This window comes from Prosthecobacter sp. Pr1, assembly GCF_057652315.1.
On sequence record NZ_JBYFBS010000039.1, the window covers coordinates 1 to 15859 of the forward strand.

The 15859-nt window shown below is 60.5% G+C and carries 11 protein-coding genes; 6 read left to right on the forward strand and 5 right to left on the reverse strand.

Going from position 1 to position 15859, the window contains the following annotated elements:
- Positions 1 to 636: hypothetical protein (locus AC24GY_RS29085; protein ID WP_487690291.1), on the forward strand; the 636-nt coding region annotated here is incomplete at its 5' end.
- 113 nt (positions 637 to 749) lie between these two features.
- Here the strand turns inward: AC24GY_RS29085 and AC24GY_RS29090 are convergent.
- The gene (locus AC24GY_RS29090) at positions 750 to 1907 is read right to left on the reverse strand and encodes a Gfo/Idh/MocA family protein (RefSeq protein ID WP_487690294.1); all 1158 of its coding nucleotides are present in this window, start codon (positions 1905 to 1907) and stop codon (positions 750 to 752) included.
- An 81-nt stretch (positions 1908 to 1988) separates the two neighbouring features.
- Between AC24GY_RS29090 and AC24GY_RS29095 the strand changes: the two genes are divergently transcribed.
- Complete coding sequence (locus tag AC24GY_RS29095) at positions 1989 to 3077, forward strand: Gfo/Idh/MocA family protein (protein ID WP_422321941.1); 1089 nt, start codon at positions 1989 to 1991, stop codon at positions 3075 to 3077.
- 120 nt (positions 3078 to 3197) lie between these two features.
- Here AC24GY_RS29095 and AC24GY_RS29100 read toward each other — a convergent pair whose 3' ends face one another.
- Positions 3198 to 4073 carry a YicC/YloC family endoribonuclease gene (locus tag AC24GY_RS29100; RefSeq protein ID WP_487690297.1) on the reverse strand — a complete coding sequence of 292 codons (876 nt, stop codon included), beginning with the start codon at positions 4071 to 4073 and terminating at the stop codon, positions 3198 to 3200.
- Between the two features lie 114 nt (positions 4074 to 4187).
- Between AC24GY_RS29100 and AC24GY_RS29105 the strand changes: the two genes are divergently transcribed.
- The 3 genes from AC24GY_RS29105 to AC24GY_RS29115 are packed head-to-tail and all read left to right on the forward strand — an operon-like array spanning position 4188 to position 7185.
- Positions 4188 to 5099 carry a ParB/RepB/Spo0J family partition protein gene (locus AC24GY_RS29105; RefSeq protein ID WP_422321943.1) on the forward strand — a complete coding sequence of 304 codons (912 nt, stop codon included), beginning with the start codon at positions 4188 to 4190 and terminating at the stop codon, positions 5097 to 5099.
- A gap of 51 nt (positions 5100 to 5150) precedes the next feature.
- Positions 5151 to 5609, forward strand: coding sequence for a nuclear transport factor 2 family protein (locus AC24GY_RS29110; RefSeq protein WP_422321944.1), 459 nt, complete (start codon positions 5151 to 5153; stop codon positions 5607 to 5609).
- A 13-nt stretch (positions 5610 to 5622) separates the two neighbouring features.
- Positions 5623 to 7185: a fused MFS/spermidine synthase gene (locus tag AC24GY_RS29115; protein WP_487690301.1), complete on the forward strand. Its 1563-nt coding sequence runs from the start codon at positions 5623 to 5625 to the stop codon at positions 7183 to 7185.
- A gap of 128 nt (positions 7186 to 7313) precedes the next feature.
- Here the strand turns inward: AC24GY_RS29115 and AC24GY_RS29120 are convergent, their stop codons facing one another.
- Positions 7314 to 8780, reverse strand: coding sequence for a S41 family peptidase (locus AC24GY_RS29120; protein ID WP_487690304.1), 1467 nt, complete (start codon positions 8778 to 8780; stop codon positions 7314 to 7316).
- 630 nt (positions 8781 to 9410) lie between these two features.
- The gene (locus AC24GY_RS29125; RefSeq protein ID WP_487690306.1) at positions 9411 to 13016 is read right to left on the reverse strand and encodes a PVC-type heme-binding CxxCH protein; all 3606 of its coding nucleotides are present in this window, start codon (positions 13014 to 13016) and stop codon (positions 9411 to 9413) included.
- 296 nt (positions 13017 to 13312) lie between these two features.
- On the opposite strand from AC24GY_RS29125, the gene araD reads away from it, so the two are divergent.
- The gene (araD, locus tag AC24GY_RS29130; RefSeq protein WP_487690309.1) at positions 13313 to 15055 is read left to right on the forward strand and encodes an L-arabinonate dehydratase; all 1743 of its coding nucleotides are present in this window, start codon (positions 13313 to 13315) and stop codon (positions 15053 to 15055) included.
- Between the two features lie 272 nt (positions 15056 to 15327).
- On the opposite strand, the gene AC24GY_RS29135 is transcribed toward araD, so the two are convergent.
- Positions 15328 to 15859, reverse strand: a 532-nt coding sequence (locus tag AC24GY_RS29135) for a hypothetical protein (RefSeq protein WP_487690312.1), incomplete at its 5' end; no start/stop codon positions are given.

Below are 15859 nucleotides of genomic sequence, written 5' to 3' on the forward strand. Positions count from 1 at the left end.
ACCACAGATGTGGGACAACTGCTTTCAGATGCTAAAGAACTTCGCCATCAAACTAAAGTGGATTTCATACAGCTTATCGAAGAGATGAAAGTGGCTAACGCTTTTCAGCGTAAGAGGCTCATTCCAAAGTTGCGTTACTGTTCAGGCCAATTGGTGTATATCGCGGAGAAGGATGAACTTTTGGGTCTGGCAAAAAAAGCGCTTGATGTAAAAGAGCTTCATCTAGTGGGGAGAGTTATGGAGGCGGTGGCCACTCGTAATGTAGACTCCCTAGTGAAGCTTGGGACTAATGCGGTGCAAGCCGCTGCCCAAGCGCTGGCTGTTAATTTAGATCCTGTTGTGCTATCCTTGAGAACTTTCGAAGAGGTGGAGATGCAAGGAATTGCTATACTGGTCTTAAATGGCGTTAATCTGTCCTCGTCTATACCTTGTGAGGAAAATGATCTTCTTAGACTTGCAACGCGGGGTGCGGACAACCACTTAATGATGAGCAGTGACTCTTTTATAAGGCAATTGGCGTGTCTACACGGGTTGGCACCGTGTCCACGACATGCCGATGTCCTGAGGACAGCTTTTGATTACGATGAAGATTTGGTGACTGACGCTCTGGATCAACTTGAGGGGCCTTCTCCTTGATAGCATACTTGAGTTCGGTGGTATACGGCATAAGAGTAGATTATTAGTGACCACAAAAAACGCCGCACGGTTTCCCGGGCGGCGTTTTGTTTTGGTGAGTATTGCCTGAGCTATTAGCGGAAACTTTTGGCGAAGTCGTCGGAGGTGGCTTTGGCGACGACCTTGGTTTTTTGGAAGGTGGATTGCTCGCCCTTCTCCATGAGGATGCGCTCGTAGTCGGCGGAGGACATGGGGAGCTCGATGGTTTTGTCCTGCCAGGTGGAGAGGAGGATGGCGTTGGCGAGTTCGACGCTGCGGATGCCTTCTGCGGCGGGGGAGAGGAGTTTCTCGCCTTTCAGGATGGCATTGGTGAAGTTTTGCAGGATCTCGATGTGCTGGCCGCCGGTCTGATCCACATGGATGTCCATGTGCCAGCTTTCGGGCATGGCGAAGGCGGCTTCGGCTTCCATGCAGAATTTGCTCATCTGCTGGCGGTTGCGCTGGAAGTGGATGCGGGTGCCGTCGGTGACGGTGAGGCGGCCCTGCTCGGCGGAGATTTCGAGCTTGTTGATGCCGGGGGCTTCGCCGGTGCTGGTGACGAAGGTGGCGGTGGTGCCATTGTCATACTGCATGATGGCGGTGACATCGTCCTCGACTTCGATCTCATGGAAGCGGCCGAACTGGCAGAAGCCGCGCACTTTCTGCGGCATGCCGAAGAGCCACTGGAAGAGATCCAGATTGTGAGGGCACTGGTTCATGAGCACGCCGCCGCCTTCGCCCTTCCAGGTGCCGCGCCAGCCGCCGGTGGCGTAGTAATAATTGGTGCGGAACCAGTTGGTGACTTCCCAATGGACGCGGCGGACGGCGCCGATTTCACCGCTTTCGATGAGGTCCTTGACCTTCTTGAAGCAGGCGTTGGTGCGCATGTTGAACATGGCGGCGAAGATCTTGTTCTTGTCCGTGTGGGCGGCGATGAGGCGCTCGCAGTCGGCTTTGTGGACGGAGATGGGCTTTTCCACGAGGACGTGGAGGCCGGCCTGGAGTGCTGCGATACCGATGGTGGTGTGGCTGAAGTGAGGCGTGCAGATGAGAATGGCGTCGATGTGGCCGCTGCGCATCATCAGGTTGACGTCGGTGAAGGCTTTTTCGCCTTCGGTGAGGTTCGGCAGGGTGCCGACGCTCTCGCACAAAGCGGTGACGCGCAGGCCGGGGATTTTGCCCGCGCGAATGTTCGCAAGGTGTGCCTTGCCCATGTTTCCAAGCCCAACGATGCCAAGTCTGACGGTATCCATGGTGCGAGACTAGCGGGGCGGGCGAGACGGTCAAGCGACTCAACAGTTGCGCTTTGACCCCCGAGCCTGCATTTTACAGGCATGCGACCGACCTGCCGTCTCCGAGATCAGCTCATCCTCGTCATGGGATGTGTGGCGGCGCTGCTCAGCACCACCCTCATGGCAGACGACCTACGCATCGGCATCATCGGGCTCGACACCTCGCATTCAGAGCAGTTCACGCTGCGCCTGAACGACCCTGCGAACCCGAACCACATTCCCGGTGCGCGGGTGGTGGTGGCCTTCCCTGGCGGGAGCCCGGACATTGAGGAGAGCAAGACGCGCATCGAAGGCTTTACGGCCACGGTGCGCGACAAGTTTGGCGTGCGCATCGTGGGCAGTGTGGCGGAGGCCTGCAAAGATGTGGATGCCATCCTGCTGCTGAGCCTCGAAGGCAGGCCGCGTCTGGAGCAGATGAAGCAGATCATTGCCGCAGGCAAGCCGGTCTTCATGGACAAGCCGGTGGCGGCCTCCCTGAAGGATGCTGTGGAAATCTACAAGCTGGCGGCAGCGGCGCAGGTGCCGGTGTTCAGTGCCTCCGCAGTGCGGTGGTATCCGGGCGTACTGGAAGTGGCCAACGCGGAGCCGACTCCGGCGCGCAGCGTCATCTCCTATGGTCCGGCGCATGTGCTGCCGCACCACCCGGACCTGTTTTTCTATGGGATTCACCCGACGGAGGCGCTTTTTACCGTCATGGGGGCCGGGTGCCTGTCCGTCACTCGGACGACCACGACGTCAGAATCCATCGTTACGGGGCTTTGGTCCGGGGGGCGCACCGGGACGCTGCAGGCGATCCATGAAGGAGCGATGGCGTACAAGCTGATTCGTTTTGGGGACAAGCAGATCACCGAGCAGAAGTCTGAAGGCGACTACACGCCGATGCTACGTGAGATCGTGAAATTTTTCCAGACGAAGCAGGCGCCTGTAGCACCGAAGCAGACACTGGAAATTTACGCCTTCATGGCGGCGGCGGAGGAGTGCAAGCACCGGGATGGCGGGCGCGTCATGCTGCGTGATGTGATGGTCAAGGCCGGTGCGCCAGAGGCTTGGCTGCCTGAGGATGGCAAGGCGAAGCCGGCGGAGGCTCCGAAATCGGTGCCGAAGGGGCTGCCGAAGCCGGGGGCTTCGTGAGGGGGCTGGATGCTGGATGCTGGGGCTTTTTTCTGCCCTGTGTGAAGGACAGAAGGGACGGAAACGACTGAAAGGACAGGCCAGAGACAACTTGGATGTTTTGGGGGCAATCTTGAATGCTCACTCGGCGTTCTGGACCTGCTCGCGGATTTTTTCGAGTTCGGTCTTGGCGGTGACGACGTGGTGGGCGATTTCGGCGTTGTTGCACTTGGAGCCCATGGTGTTGAACTCGCGGAAGAATTCCTGAAGTAGAAAATCGAGGCTGCGTCCGGCGGGGGTGTCGCTGGCGAGGTAGGAGCGGAACTGCTGCACATGGCTGGCGGCGCGGGTGAGCTCTTCGGAGATGTCTGTGCGGTCCGCGAAGAGGGCGATTTCTTTGACGAGGCGCTCGTCATCCAGCGGAAGGGGCAGGCCGGCGTCTTCCAGGCGCTGGCGCAGGACTTTGCGCTGGTACTCGGGGACGGTGGCGGCTTTGGCGCGGATGGAGTCGAGCAAGGATTCGATGACGGCGAGGCGTGCTTCGATGTCGCTGCGGAGGCTGGTGCCTTCGGTGCTGCGCATGGTGTTCAATTGCTTCAGGGCAGCAGCCAGGGCCTCCTGAATGGAGGGCCAGGCGTCTTCGGTGGCGATTTCTGCCTGGGCCTGGGTGATCACGCCGGGCAGGCGGGTGATGTCGGTCAAGGTGATGTTAGGAGGGACGTCCAGCTTTAAGGCGAGGGCGTGCAGGGCGTGGTAATAATGAGACGCGAGATCCTGATCGACCCGGACGGCCTCGGCTCCTGCTGCCCCTGTTTCCCGGCGAACGGCGACATTCACCCGGCCACGGGAGACGGCGGCGGAGACCTCGGTGCGGACGGCGTTTTCCAGCTCGGAGAGCTCACGGGGGAGATTGACCGCGACTTCGAGCTGTTTGCGGTTCACGGAGCTGCATTCCACGCTCCACGTCACGCCGGCGCGCTGTGATTCGCCCCGGCCAAATCCTGTCATGCTTTTCATAGCCATCAGATGGAACGATATTTGACATTGGTAAAGCTTTGGATGAGGCGGTCGCACATTCGCCGCGATTCCGATTTGCATCGTCCCGGGTACTCCCTAGTCTCGCCCTCCCATATGGCAAAAGCGGCTCTCGGCAAAGGACTCGGCGCACTCATTTCGGCATCCTCATCGGTGTCTGGAGTGTCGCGTCTGCCTGCACTCGCACAGCCAGCCCCTGGAGACGTGGTGAATCGCGTGACGCTGGACCAGATCGTCCCGAGCCCGCTGCAGCCGCGCAAAGAATTCCAGCCGGAGATGCTCACGGAGCTGATGGAGTCCATCCGCGAGCACGGCATCATCCAGCCGCTGATCGTGCGCCGGGTGAACGGCAAGCTGGAACTGATTGCCGGTGAGCGACGCTTCCGTGCCTCCCGCGAGCTGGGTCTCAAGGAAGTTCCCGTCATCGTCCGTGAAGCCAGCGACAAGGATGTGCTGGAGATGGCGCTGATTGAAAACCTGCAGCGCGAAGGGTTGAACCCGATCGAGGAGGCGCAGGCCTACTCACGCCTGGCGAAGGATTTCCTGATGCGCCAGGAGGACATCGCGCAGCGTGTGGGCAAGAACCGTGCGACGGTGGCCAACACGATGCGACTGCTGGAACTGCCGGAGAGCATCCGCGACATGCTGATCGCGACGAAGATTTCCACCGGGCATGCCAAGGTGCTGCTGATGCTGAAGCAGCATGATGCGCAGGAGCGTCTGGCGCAGCAGATCGTGGCGAAGAGCCTGACGGTTCGCGCCACGGAAAAAGCGATCGATGCCATCCTGCATCCGCCGCCGCCGCCCCAGCCGAAGCCCACGGAGACGGACCTGATGCGTGCCATTGAAGCCGTGGAGCAGAAGCTGATTCAGCATCTGACCACGAACGTGAGCATTCATCACGCCGAGAAGAAGGGCCGCATTGAGATTGACTACTACGGGGTGGAAGATTTGAACCGCATCCTGAGTGTGATCGGAGTCAAAGAAGAGGCCTTCGCGGAGGAATAACGGGCGCTGAGCGCCAATGACGAAATCCGTATGACGAATGACGAAACAAGCATGCGTTTGAAGCCGATGGTATTTGTCATGCGGCATGTGTCGTTCCTTGTTTTAGCCCTCATGCTCATGGGCTGCCAGGCGGAGTCCAAGACTGACTCTGCTGACGTGCGCGAGTTCCTCACGCATTACTTTTCCACCTGGTCTGCCAAGGACATGGACGGTTACGGCGGCTGCTTTCACGAGCAGGCGCGCATTGTCTTCGTGCATCAGGGCATTCCGCAGAGCCAGGGGCTGACGGACTTTCTGCATGGCCAGAAACTCAGCCATGCCACCACCACGGTGCCGATGACCGAGGTGCCAACGGACATGAAAATCCTCAGCGATGAGCGCACTGCGCAGGCCAGCGTGCGGTGGAAGCTCACGAAGGGAGCCGACATCACGCTCGGCACCGATTGTTTCACGCTCATCAAAACCTCCACCGGGTGGAAGATCATGAGCCTTGTCTTTTACAACGACTGACCGCGAAAAACGAATGTCCCACACACCTTCCAAATCTTCCGCCGCTTCGGCAGAGAATGCAGCCGCGACACGTGGCACGCGCCTCTTTCTGGGAATTTCCTGCTTCCTGGCCGGGGCAGCGATGATGGTCATTGAAATCTGCGCCTACCGCCTGCTGGCGCCGTTCTTTGGCAACAGCGTGTACACCTGGACGGCTTTGATCGGGGTGATCTTGATCGCGTTCAGTGCAGGGGGATACCTCGGGGGACATCTGGCAGACCGCAAGATGGCGCTCGATCTTCTCGGCTGGCTGCTGGCAGGATCTGCGGTACTGACTTTTTTCATCCCGGCGCTGCACACGGTCTTTGCTGTGGGGATGAGTGCGCAGGGCCTCATTGCGGGGCCTGTGATGATTTCGCTGCTGCTGTTTGCGATTCCTGGAATCCTGCTGGGGGCCGTGTCACCGGCTGCGGTGCGCTTTTACAGCCTGACACTGAAGGACACGCACGTGGGTGCGGCTGCGGGCACGATCAGCATGCTGGGATCGCTGGGCAGTTTTGTGGGCACCTTTCTCTCCGGCTTTTTCCTGCTCTCCACCTTCGGGGTGCGCAGCATCTTTTTCGGCACGGCGACGCTGCTGATGCTGCTGGCCATTGCGGCATTCGTACTGGCCAAGAACACGCTGAAGCAGCAGGCCCCGGTGATTTTAAGCGGACTGTTTGCCTTTGGCATGAGCTGGATGACGGCACCGAAACCTAAGCCGGGCGTAATCTATGAGCATGAGTCGTTTTATCATCACATCGAAGTCAGTGAGCGAAGCGAGGGCAATGTGAAGCGCCGGATTCTCCAGCTGGATTCGACGATGGAAGGCGGCATGGACGCGAACACCGGCGATCTGATTCTGCCGTATCAGCAATACTGGAAGCTGGCGATGCTGCGCGAGCCGGCGAAGGTGGGAAGTGCGCTGTTTATTGGAGCGGGGGCCTTTGGCATGCCGGAGAATGTGTCGCGTGAATTTCCTGAGGCTGCCGTCGATGTGGTGGAGATTGACCCGCAGGTGATCGAAGTCGGGCGCAAGTTTTTCAAGCTGGACGAGCATCCCCATGTGAAGGCGCATGCGGGGGATGCGCGCCGGTATCTGCTGCAGAATGAGGGCAAGAAGTGGGACCTGATTTTTGGCGATGCGTACAACGGCATCCGGCAGATCCCGCCGCACCTTGCGACGCAGGAGTTTTATCAGCAGATCGCGGATCATCTGGAACCGAAGGGGGTCTTTATCATGAACCTGATCGCCTCCATCTCCGGCCCGAAGGCGGAGCTGACCTCGGGCATGATCGCCACGGTGCGGAAAGCGTTTCCTTATGTGGAGGTTTTTGCCGTGGGTTACCGTCGTGATGAGACGCAGAATGTGATCCTCATGGCCTCACGCGAAGATTTGAAGCCGCTGATTGTGGACCGCTATGTGAAGCAAGGTTCCTGGCAGGAACAGCTGATTCGCACGCATGTGCCTGCGGGCACGGTGCCGCGGTCGAGCTATGTTTTTACAGATGATCACAATCCGGTGGATGCGATCATTGCGCGGGGGTTGCTGGAGTAGCGGATGTCTCGCCGGCGGGCTCTTAGCCTGAGGACGGGCACTGGTGTGTTTTCCGCACGCTGATGGACGGGCGGGCTGTCGCCACAGCCATCCTACGAACGGCGTGCTCACGCTGATGGAAGCGATGACTACCTTTCCAACGGCTTCGCTGCGGGGGCGAGAGAGGGGGCGACGAAGGCATCGAAGACGAGGACGCCTTTGAGGGAATCGACGGCGCGTTCGAGTTGTTTGTCGCCGAGGTTGGCGAGTTCCAGTGCGGCGGCTTCGCCGGTGCCGTGGGAGGCGCGCCATTTGGCGATGCGGAGTTCTTCTTCGGAGGTGAGGGCGGAGACGATGTTGGGCTCGACGCCGGCCTCGTGAATGGTGCGATGGCTGGGGGTGTAGTACTTGGCGGTGGTGAGGCGCATGGCGGCTCCGTTTTTCATGGGGAGAATGGTCTGCACGCTGCCTTTGCCGAAGCTGGTGGTGCCGACGATGATGGCGCGCTTCAAGTCCTGCAGGGCGCCTGCGGTGATTTCGGAGGCGCTGGCGCTGCCCTGATTGATGAGAACCGCGATGGGATACTTGCGCGGCTCTTTGCCATTGCGAGAAGGGGTGCGGAAGGGGGGCGGGTTTTGCGAGGCGACGCGGCCCTCGGTGGTGACCACCACGGTGCCTTCGGGAAGGAACTCGCCGCATACGGCCACGGCGCTGTCCACGAGGCCGCCGGGGTTGTTGCGCAGATCGAGAACGAAGGCCTTCATGCCTTGTTTTTCGAGTTCGTCGAGCGCCTTGCTCAGCTCGCGTGCGGTGGGCTGGTTGTACTGTGAGATGCGTGCGTAGCCGATTTTGTAAGGGCCCGCCATCTTTGGCGAGAGCAGCATGGGATCATGCAGGGAGGTCTCGGTGAGTGTTTCATGCTTCACTTTGAATTCCAAGAACTGCTTGGTGCCGGGGCGGCGGACGGTGAGGCTGACTTCATCGCCGGCCTTGCCTTTGAGAAGCTGCATGGCCTCGGCGATGCCCACGGAGTCGGTCAGCACTTCGTTGATGCGCACGAGTTGATCGCCCGAAAGGACGCCTGCCGCAGCGGCAGGGCCGTCTTCGCGGACGGTGATGATGGTCAGGATGCTCTGGCGCAGGGCGATGGTGATGCCGATGCCTTCGGAGGTGTCGCTCTGCTCACGCTGCATGTCTTCAAAGAGGGACTTGCCCATGTACTCGCAATGAGGGTCCAGCTTGTGGAGCATGCCTTCCAGCGCGCCTTCGACGAGCTCGGCGTAGGTGATCTTGGAGTCATCCACGTAGTTCTGCCGCACCATTTCCATGGCGCGGGTGAGCATCTCCATTTGTACGTAGGCGTCTTCGGGTGGCGGCTTCGCAAGCGGGGCTGCGGGGACCTTGGGATCTGTCTTTGGTTCTGCTTTGGGTGCGGGCTTGGTCTCAGGTTTGGGGGCCGGAGCGGGCGCTGGTGCAGCCGCTGGCGGGGCAGGGGACGGAGGGGCCGCGTGAAGACTCACGCTGACGGCCAGAAGGGAAAGAAGTGCGGGGGCGCAACGCATGGCGGCATCCTGCATGATTTCGGGCGCTTGCGACAGAGGAAATTCTGCCAGCATGGCTGGGCGTGCGAGGCATGCGTCAACCCAATGGCCGCAGCCACCGACATGCAAAGGCGAAACGGAACGGCGGGTTGACGCTGCTGGTGGACGCGGTGTGTGGAGATGACGCTGGGTTTGCTGTCCGGAGGGGGATGTCTAGTACCAGGGAAGCCTCGCCGAGGCTCGGCATCCCTTCGCTATGATTCGGAAGGCCGTTGGCCTTCAAGACGGGGATGTGATACCCTCAGCAGTTGAAAAGGAGTCTGGATGCCCCCCCTCTCCAAATGCGACGGACGGCGCACCTTTTTGAGCGCCCGTGACGCCACAGACCCGAAACGTCGGACCCGCACAGCGGTTCCCTACCAGCCCTGCGGCACGCGCTGCTTTGGAGGGTAGGGATGTGCTGTGCGCGTCCCTGGAATCCTTCGTCCCCGCGTGGGCTGCCATCACATCGCATGCCCCCCTTTTCAAAGCTCCCGCCCCCAAGTGCACAATTCCTGGCGTGTGATTTCTCTCACCTGTCATCTGGATCTGAAAAATGCCGTGCACCGTTTCGAGGGCAGAGGCTTCACCGGTGGAGAGACAGACCTGTTTTCAGAGGATCGTGGTATGAGCTGATTGTACAAGTCTCCACAGTGTGTGTATTCGTCACTCCAAGGTAATGTTGCTCCAGTAGGCGAATTCCATGCTCCAGCCGTTGGCGTGGGCTTCGAGGCGGAGGGTGACTTCCTGGCCGGTGAATTTGGAGAGATCGATTTCGACTGTTTTCCAGCGGGGTTTTTCGTGGTCGACGGTCAGCTCTTTGATCACGGTGCCGTTGACGACGGCCTTGAGGGTCCAGTCGCCGCGGTCGTCGGCAGCGACGGTGGCGGTGAGCTTGGTTTTGCCGGGCTCGACCTTGAGTTTGCGCTCGAAGCTGGCGGGTGTTTTTTTGTCGGGGAAGGGGTGAATGAGGAGGACGTTTTTCTGGCCGTAGTACTCGCCGAGTTTGACTGGGGTGCGTTCGAAGTCGGGGGCGCTGACTTTCCATTCGGGATTCCAAAGGCTGACGCTTTCCCAGTCGATGGCACGTGAGCTGGGGCCTTTGGGTTTGGTGGTGCCGGTGTCTTCGACGCCTTTGATGAGCAGGTCTTTTTTCTCCTTGGTCAGCGGGCCTTCTTCCGGCGGGGCGAGGACATACCAGACGAGATCGCGGAAAGCGGTGTCGGGGAAATTGCCAAAGCCCATGGGCATGAGGCTCTGCTTGGTGTTGGTGAGGGTGGCGACTTGATCACGCGGGACGATCTGCGTGGCTCCGCCAGCGCCAAGGAGTTTGACGTGGGAGGGGGTGTCTTCGACGACGCGTCCGGCGAGGGTGCGGCCGTCCTTGGTGGAGACGGTGAAGTTTTCGTAGCCGTTGCCGATGATCTGGTTGGGATCGATGACGTTGGCGAGGATGGCGTCGAGATTGCTGCGGCCGCTGCCGATGAGGTCGGGGCCGACTTTTTGGCCGCCGCCGTGGAACTCGTGGCAGACCATGCAGGTGGAGGTGAAGATGAGTTTGCCGTTGGCGAGATCGGGTTCGCCGGTGAGGCAGGCTTGCTTCTTCTGGGCGATGAGGGACTTCACATCATCGGAGGAATCTTTCCAGGCACCGAGGACTTTGAAGGCGAGATCGCGAATGGCTTTGTCCTTGCTGGTGGCGAGGGCGCGGCGGACGGGAACGGGGAAGCCGGTGGGGCTGACATTGCCTTCGGCGATGGCGTTGAGCATGGCCTGGGTCCAGGTGGTGCGGCCACTGAGGGCTTCGATGGCGGCGATGCGAATGCTGAAGTCTTTGGAAGCAGCCTGCTGGAGGAGCGGGGCGATGAAGTCATCGCCGCCGAGGTCTGCGGCGGCGCGGATGGCGGCGACGGCGAGTGCGGTGGAGGTTTGCGGTGTGAGGAGGGGTTTGAGGCCTTCCTTCACGGTGTCGGTGCGGACTTTGCGCAAGGATTGCAGGATGGCGATGCGTTCTTTCTCGGGCTTCCTGGCATCATGCAGGGCGACGATCGTTTCCTTCACTGCGGCTTCATCGCCCCAGAGGACGGCGAGGGTCTGCGCGGAACTGCTGACGTCGATGCGCTTGTGATGCCGCCATCTGTCGAGCTGAGCGGACACATCTTTTGCAGGTTTAATCACGCCGCCTTCCTGGCCTTTGACGAGGCCGTCGAGGGCGTTGGCGAGGAGGATGTCATGAAGTTCGATCTTCTCGCAGAAGTCGACGGCGAGGGTGATGCTGGATGCTTTGCGAGTGTCGCAGAGGCGGCGCATGGATTTGTGGACCAGCGGCTGGGAGAGAGGCTGGAACTGAGGTGCGGAGTCGGAGAGCCAGTCGGTCCAAAACACGGGATTGGCAGCGAGCACGGGTTCGAAGCTCTGCCAGATGGAGAGGGCCAGCACGGGGTCGGCGTTTTGGGCTGAGCTTTTGAAGATGGCATCAAACAGGTTTGGCCAGGCGAGACGGAAGCCGTCGCTTTTGCGGCCGTCCACGGTGAGTCTGCGGGCGCTGCATTGGCGGAGGGCAATGGCGGCGGAAAGGCGCACGGAGGGTTCGCTGTCAGCGGCGAGCTTTTCCAGGTAAGCGGGGATGCCGACGTTCATGCCTTCGCGAAAAGCGGTGCGAGCGACGGTGTCGCCGACGTTGCGTGCGGCCCAGGCGCGCAGGGAAGGGAATTTGGATTTTGCCGCATTTTCCAATGCTGAGGAGGTGCGTGCGCCGTGATCGATTTGGAGCAAGGTCCACAAGGCATCGAGACGGCTGGAGGCGTTGTTGGCGGCGGAGTTTGCGAGGGTGGCCACGGGTGCGACGGCGTCTTCCTGATCGCTCTTTTCGACGAGGACTCTGCGGGCCATGCGGCGCATCCAGCTGTTGGAATGCTCAAGTGTATCCACCAAATCATCGGTGGGGAGTTTCATGAGGTTGAGGTCGGTGCGCTCGCGTGTGGTGTTGGATTTTGCGTCGGTGGTGACGACGCGCCAGATGCGGCCGCGTTCGCGGTCGACGCCTTCGGGGTTGGCTTTGGCGTTTTGGTAGCAGGGGTATTTGTCGCACCAGTCCATGATCCAGAGGAAGCCATCGGGGCCGGTCTGGGTGCTGACGGGACGGAACCAGCCGTTGTTGGCGCGGAGGAAGTCGCGGCGGGGCTCGCATTTGAAGGTGGCACCGACGGGCGTGAGGACTTCTTCGTGGATGGCGTTGTCGTGGATGTTGCCGATGAAGGCGTGGCCGTGGGTGTCTGCGGGGTAGCGGCCGCCCTGATAGATTTGAATGCCGGCGTAGGCGGCGCGGAAGTGCTTGTGCTTTACGATGCTGGGGAGGAGCTCGTAGGCGTAGGGGTTTTCTGGCGCGCCGCCCTGGCGCACGTAGATGCCGCCGGGGGCCATGTGGAAGAAGTGATCAATGACGCAGGCGCTGACGAAGAAGTTGCCTGCGGCGTCGTAGTCGCAGCCCCAGGGATTGCTGGTGCCGTCGGCGAAGACTTCGAATTCCCACTGACCTTCTTTTTCGCGCGATGTGGGGCGGGCGCGGCCGATGCCGGCGTCGAACTTGAAGCCTTCGTTTTCGGGCTGGTCGGGGCGGCGGACTTTGCTGTTGGTGAAGACGCCGTGGGTCATGTAGAGCCAGCCGTCGGGGCCCCAGGTGAAGCTGTTGACGAGCTCGTGGGTGTCTTCGCGGCCGAAGCCGGTAAGGATGACGCGCCAGGCGTCGGGTTTGTCGTCGCCATTTTCATCGCGGAAGTGGATGAGGTGGGGCTGCTGGCCAACGTAGATGCCGTCGTCTCCGCAGATGATGGCGCTGGCGAGGTTCAGTCCTTCGACGAAGACGGTGCGCTTGTCGGCAGTGCCGTCGTTGTCGGTGTCTTCGAGGATGATGACGCGATCGCGGGGGATCTTGTCGCCGAGCTTGGGCATGGGGTGGTACTGATCGTCCTTGGCTTCGCCGCCGAAGGGGCGCTGGTTTTCAGGAAGGGGCGTGCCTTCGGGGTATTCGTAGGCTTCGACGATCCAGAGGCGGCCGCGATGATCCCAGGTCATGGCGACGGGATTCTGCACCATGGGTTCATGGGCGAAGCAGCGGACCTCGTAGCCATCCGGCACGGACATTTTGGCGCGGGCTTCTTCAGGTGGGGGGCAGACGGTGGAGGCGGCGGCGCGTTCGCCTTCGAGCTCTTTGCCTGCGGCAAGGAGATTGAGGGTGAGAAGGCAGAGAGAGAGGGAAAGCAGCGGGCGCATGGTGGGTGCTTGGTTGTAGCAGAAGCTACGGAGAAAGGACAAGAGCGATGTCGGACGTGATTTGGGTGGAATCGGACGCATGGGCTGAGTTTGCAGGAGGCGATGGGGTCGTTCGAATTTTGCCGCAGAGGAGCGGAGATGCAGAGGGGGCAGAGTTTTTTTAACCACGGAATACACTGAATACACGAAACCGGAATGGAGGTGAGGCTGGAGGAGGGGCGGGAAAGTGCGAGGACGATTTGACCGGGAGAAATCCAGCCTGTTAATGCACGCGAATCTTGTTATTCCTTTTACCGATGGCTTCTGAAAACACTCTTACTCGCAAAACTCCTGAACAACTTCGCTCCTGGCGCTGGTATGGCCGTGATGAATTGAGATCCTTTGGTCATCGCTCGCGCGCGAAGCAGGCGGGGTGGGGGAGTGAGGACATCGTAGGCAAGCCGGTCATTGGCATTCTGAACACGTGGAGTGATCTGAACTCCTGCCACATGCATTTGCGGCTGACGGCGGATGCGGTGAAGCGCGGTATTTTGCAGGCGGGCGGGCATCCGATGGAAGTTCCGGTGATGTCTGCGGGGGAGATGCTGACGAAGCCGACGGCGATGTTTCACCGCAATTTTTTGGCGATGGAGACGGAGGAAATGCTGCGGGCGAATCCGATCGATGGAGCGGTGCTGCTGGGTGGCTGTGACAAGTCCACGCCGGGGCTGCTGATGGGGGCGTTCAGCATGGACATTCCGGTGATCTACATGCCGTGCGGCCCGATGATCAAGGGCAACTGGCGCGGCGACACGCTGGGCAGCGGCAGCGACGTGTGGAAGTACTGGGATGAGAAGCGCGCGGGCAATCTGAGCTGGGAGCAGTGGTGCGAGATCGAAGACGGCATCGCGCGCAGTCCGGGGCACTGCATGACGATGGGCACGGCGAGCACGCTGACAGCGCTGGCGGAGACGCTGGGGCTTTGCATTCCGGGGGCGTCTTCGATTCCTGCGGTGGACAGCGCGCATACACGCATCGCGGCGGCGGCTGGAAGGCAGATCGTGGAGAACGTATGGCTGGACCGCAAGCCGTCGGGCATCGTGAGCGAGCGCTCGTTTGAAAATGCCATTGCGGTGGACATGGCGCTGGGTGGCAGCACGAATGCGATCGTGCATCTGGTGGCGATGGCGGGACGTCTTGGGATCAAGCTGCCACTGGAAAAATTTGACGAGATCAGCCGGAAGATTCCGCTGCTGGCAAACATGCGGCCTGCGGGCAAGTATTTGATGGAGGAGTTCTTTTTGGCCGGTGGTCTGCGTGCGTTGCTCAATGGCATGCGCGAGTTGCTGCACACGGATGTGCCGACGATCACCGGCAAGACGCTGGGTGAGGACATCGAAGATGCGATCATTCACAATGAGGATGTGATCCGCACGCCGGCCAATGCGCTGCAGCCGGATGGTGGCACGGCGATCCTGCGCGGTAATCTTTGCCCAGATGGTGCGGTGATCAAACATGCGGCGGCCACGAAGGAGCTGTGCACACACACGGGGCCTGCGCTGGTGTTTGACAGCTATGCCGAGCTCAAAAAGAACATCGATGACATGGATCTGGATGTGACGAAGGACAGTGTCTTGATTCTGCGCAATGCGGGGCCGGTGGGTGCGCCGGGGATGCCGGAGTGGGGGCAGCTGCCGATTCCGAAGAAGCTGATCATGCAGGGCATCCGTGACATGGTGCGCCTGAGCGACTGCCGTATGAGCGGCACGAGCTACGGGGCGTGCGTACTGCACATCGCGCCGGAAAGCGCTGTGGGTGGACCGCTGGCACTGGTGAAGACGGGAGACCTCATTGAGCTGGATGTGCCGAACCGGAAACTGCATCTGCATGTGAGCGATGCGGAGCTGGAGCAGAGGCGTGCGGCCTGGAAACCTGCGCCGGCGCGATACCATCGCGGGTATGCGAAGCTCTATGTGGAGCATGTGACGCAGGCGGATCAGGGGGCGGACTTTGACTTCCTGCAATACGGGCCGGCGGTGCCGGAGCCGGACATCTTTTAAGAGGGTGGTCAGGGCGTTTCCGAGCTGTCATCAAACGCGACGTGTCTACTTCGAGGTCTCAGGTGTGTTCGCACGTTGATGGTCGGGCGGGCTGTTGCCGCACCCAATCTACGGTGGGCCGGCTTGCTCTGAAACCGCTGCACAAGCAGAGAGGCGAGGGGTATTGTTTAAAATGTGTGTGAAGCGGCCTCGCATTGAGGCACAAAAAAACCTCCCGGCTTGCGCCGGGAGGTTAACCTTGAAGGGTTGAGTCGTTCAGAGAACGATCTGAATTAGAAGCGGACGCTGAGGGTCACGCCGTAATAAACAACGCTCTGGAAAGCGGTGGCAGGACCACCGGGAACGCCAGGGAAGGGTGCATAGGGGTTCGTAGCGGAATGAGCCATGTTCTTCATCGGGCCCATTGGCAGGTTGAAAGCCACATAAGGGGTGAGGGTCGCACGGCTGTTGAGCTTGATTGGGAAATCAACGCCAACGTTGAGTGCGGTCCAGCCGCTGATGCCGCCCTGGGCAGCGCTCTGGCCGAAGAGACCGCCGCCACCGTAGAGGTTGCGGGAAGCCTGGGTCCAGCCAGCATTGTAGTTGAGGCCATAGCCCAGACCCGCGTGTGGGACGATGCTGATGGCATCGGTCACGGCGATGGTGGACTTGGCGGTGATGTCGAAGTACCAGCCGCCGTTGACGAGGTCATAGTTCGCGCTCGAAGCCAGGTTGATCGGGCCGAGGTTGGTGTTGACGCCAAGAGTGAGCTGCTGGATGTCGTTCATGCCGTAGCCACCCGTGGTGAAGGGAATCTGATTGGCG

What these genes read in the sequence shown, in the direction of transcription:
- AC24GY_RS29125 (WP_487690306.1), bottom strand. Translation starts at nt 13,016, where the DNA reads ATGCGCCCGCTGCTTTCCCTCTCTCTCTGCCTTCTCACCCTCAATCTC.
- AC24GY_RS29095 (WP_422321941.1), top strand. Translation starts at nt 1,989, where the DNA reads ATGCGACCGACCTGCCGTCTCCGAGATCAGCTCATCCTCGTCATGGGA.
- AC24GY_RS29110 (WP_422321944.1), top strand. Translation starts at nt 5,151, where the DNA reads ATGCGTTTGAAGCCGATGGTATTTGTCATGCGGCATGTGTCGTTCCTT.
- AC24GY_RS29090 (WP_487690294.1), bottom strand. Translation starts at nt 1,907, where the DNA reads ATGGATACCGTCAGACTTGGCATCGTTGGGCTTGGAAACATGGGCAAG.
- araD (WP_487690309.1), top strand. Translation starts at nt 13,313, where the DNA reads ATGGCTTCTGAAAACACTCTTACTCGCAAAACTCCTGAACAACTTCGC.
- AC24GY_RS29105 (WP_422321943.1), top strand. Translation starts at nt 4,188, where the DNA reads ATGGCAAAAGCGGCTCTCGGCAAAGGACTCGGCGCACTCATTTCGGCA.
- AC24GY_RS29115 (WP_487690301.1), top strand. Translation starts at nt 5,623, where the DNA reads ATGTCCCACACACCTTCCAAATCTTCCGCCGCTTCGGCAGAGAATGCA.
- AC24GY_RS29120 (WP_487690304.1), bottom strand. Translation starts at nt 8,780, where the DNA reads ATGCTGGCAGAATTTCCTCTGTCGCAAGCGCCCGAAATCATGCAGGAT.
- AC24GY_RS29100 (WP_487690297.1), bottom strand. Translation starts at nt 4,073, where the DNA reads ATGAAAAGCATGACAGGATTTGGCCGGGGCGAATCACAGCGCGCCGGC.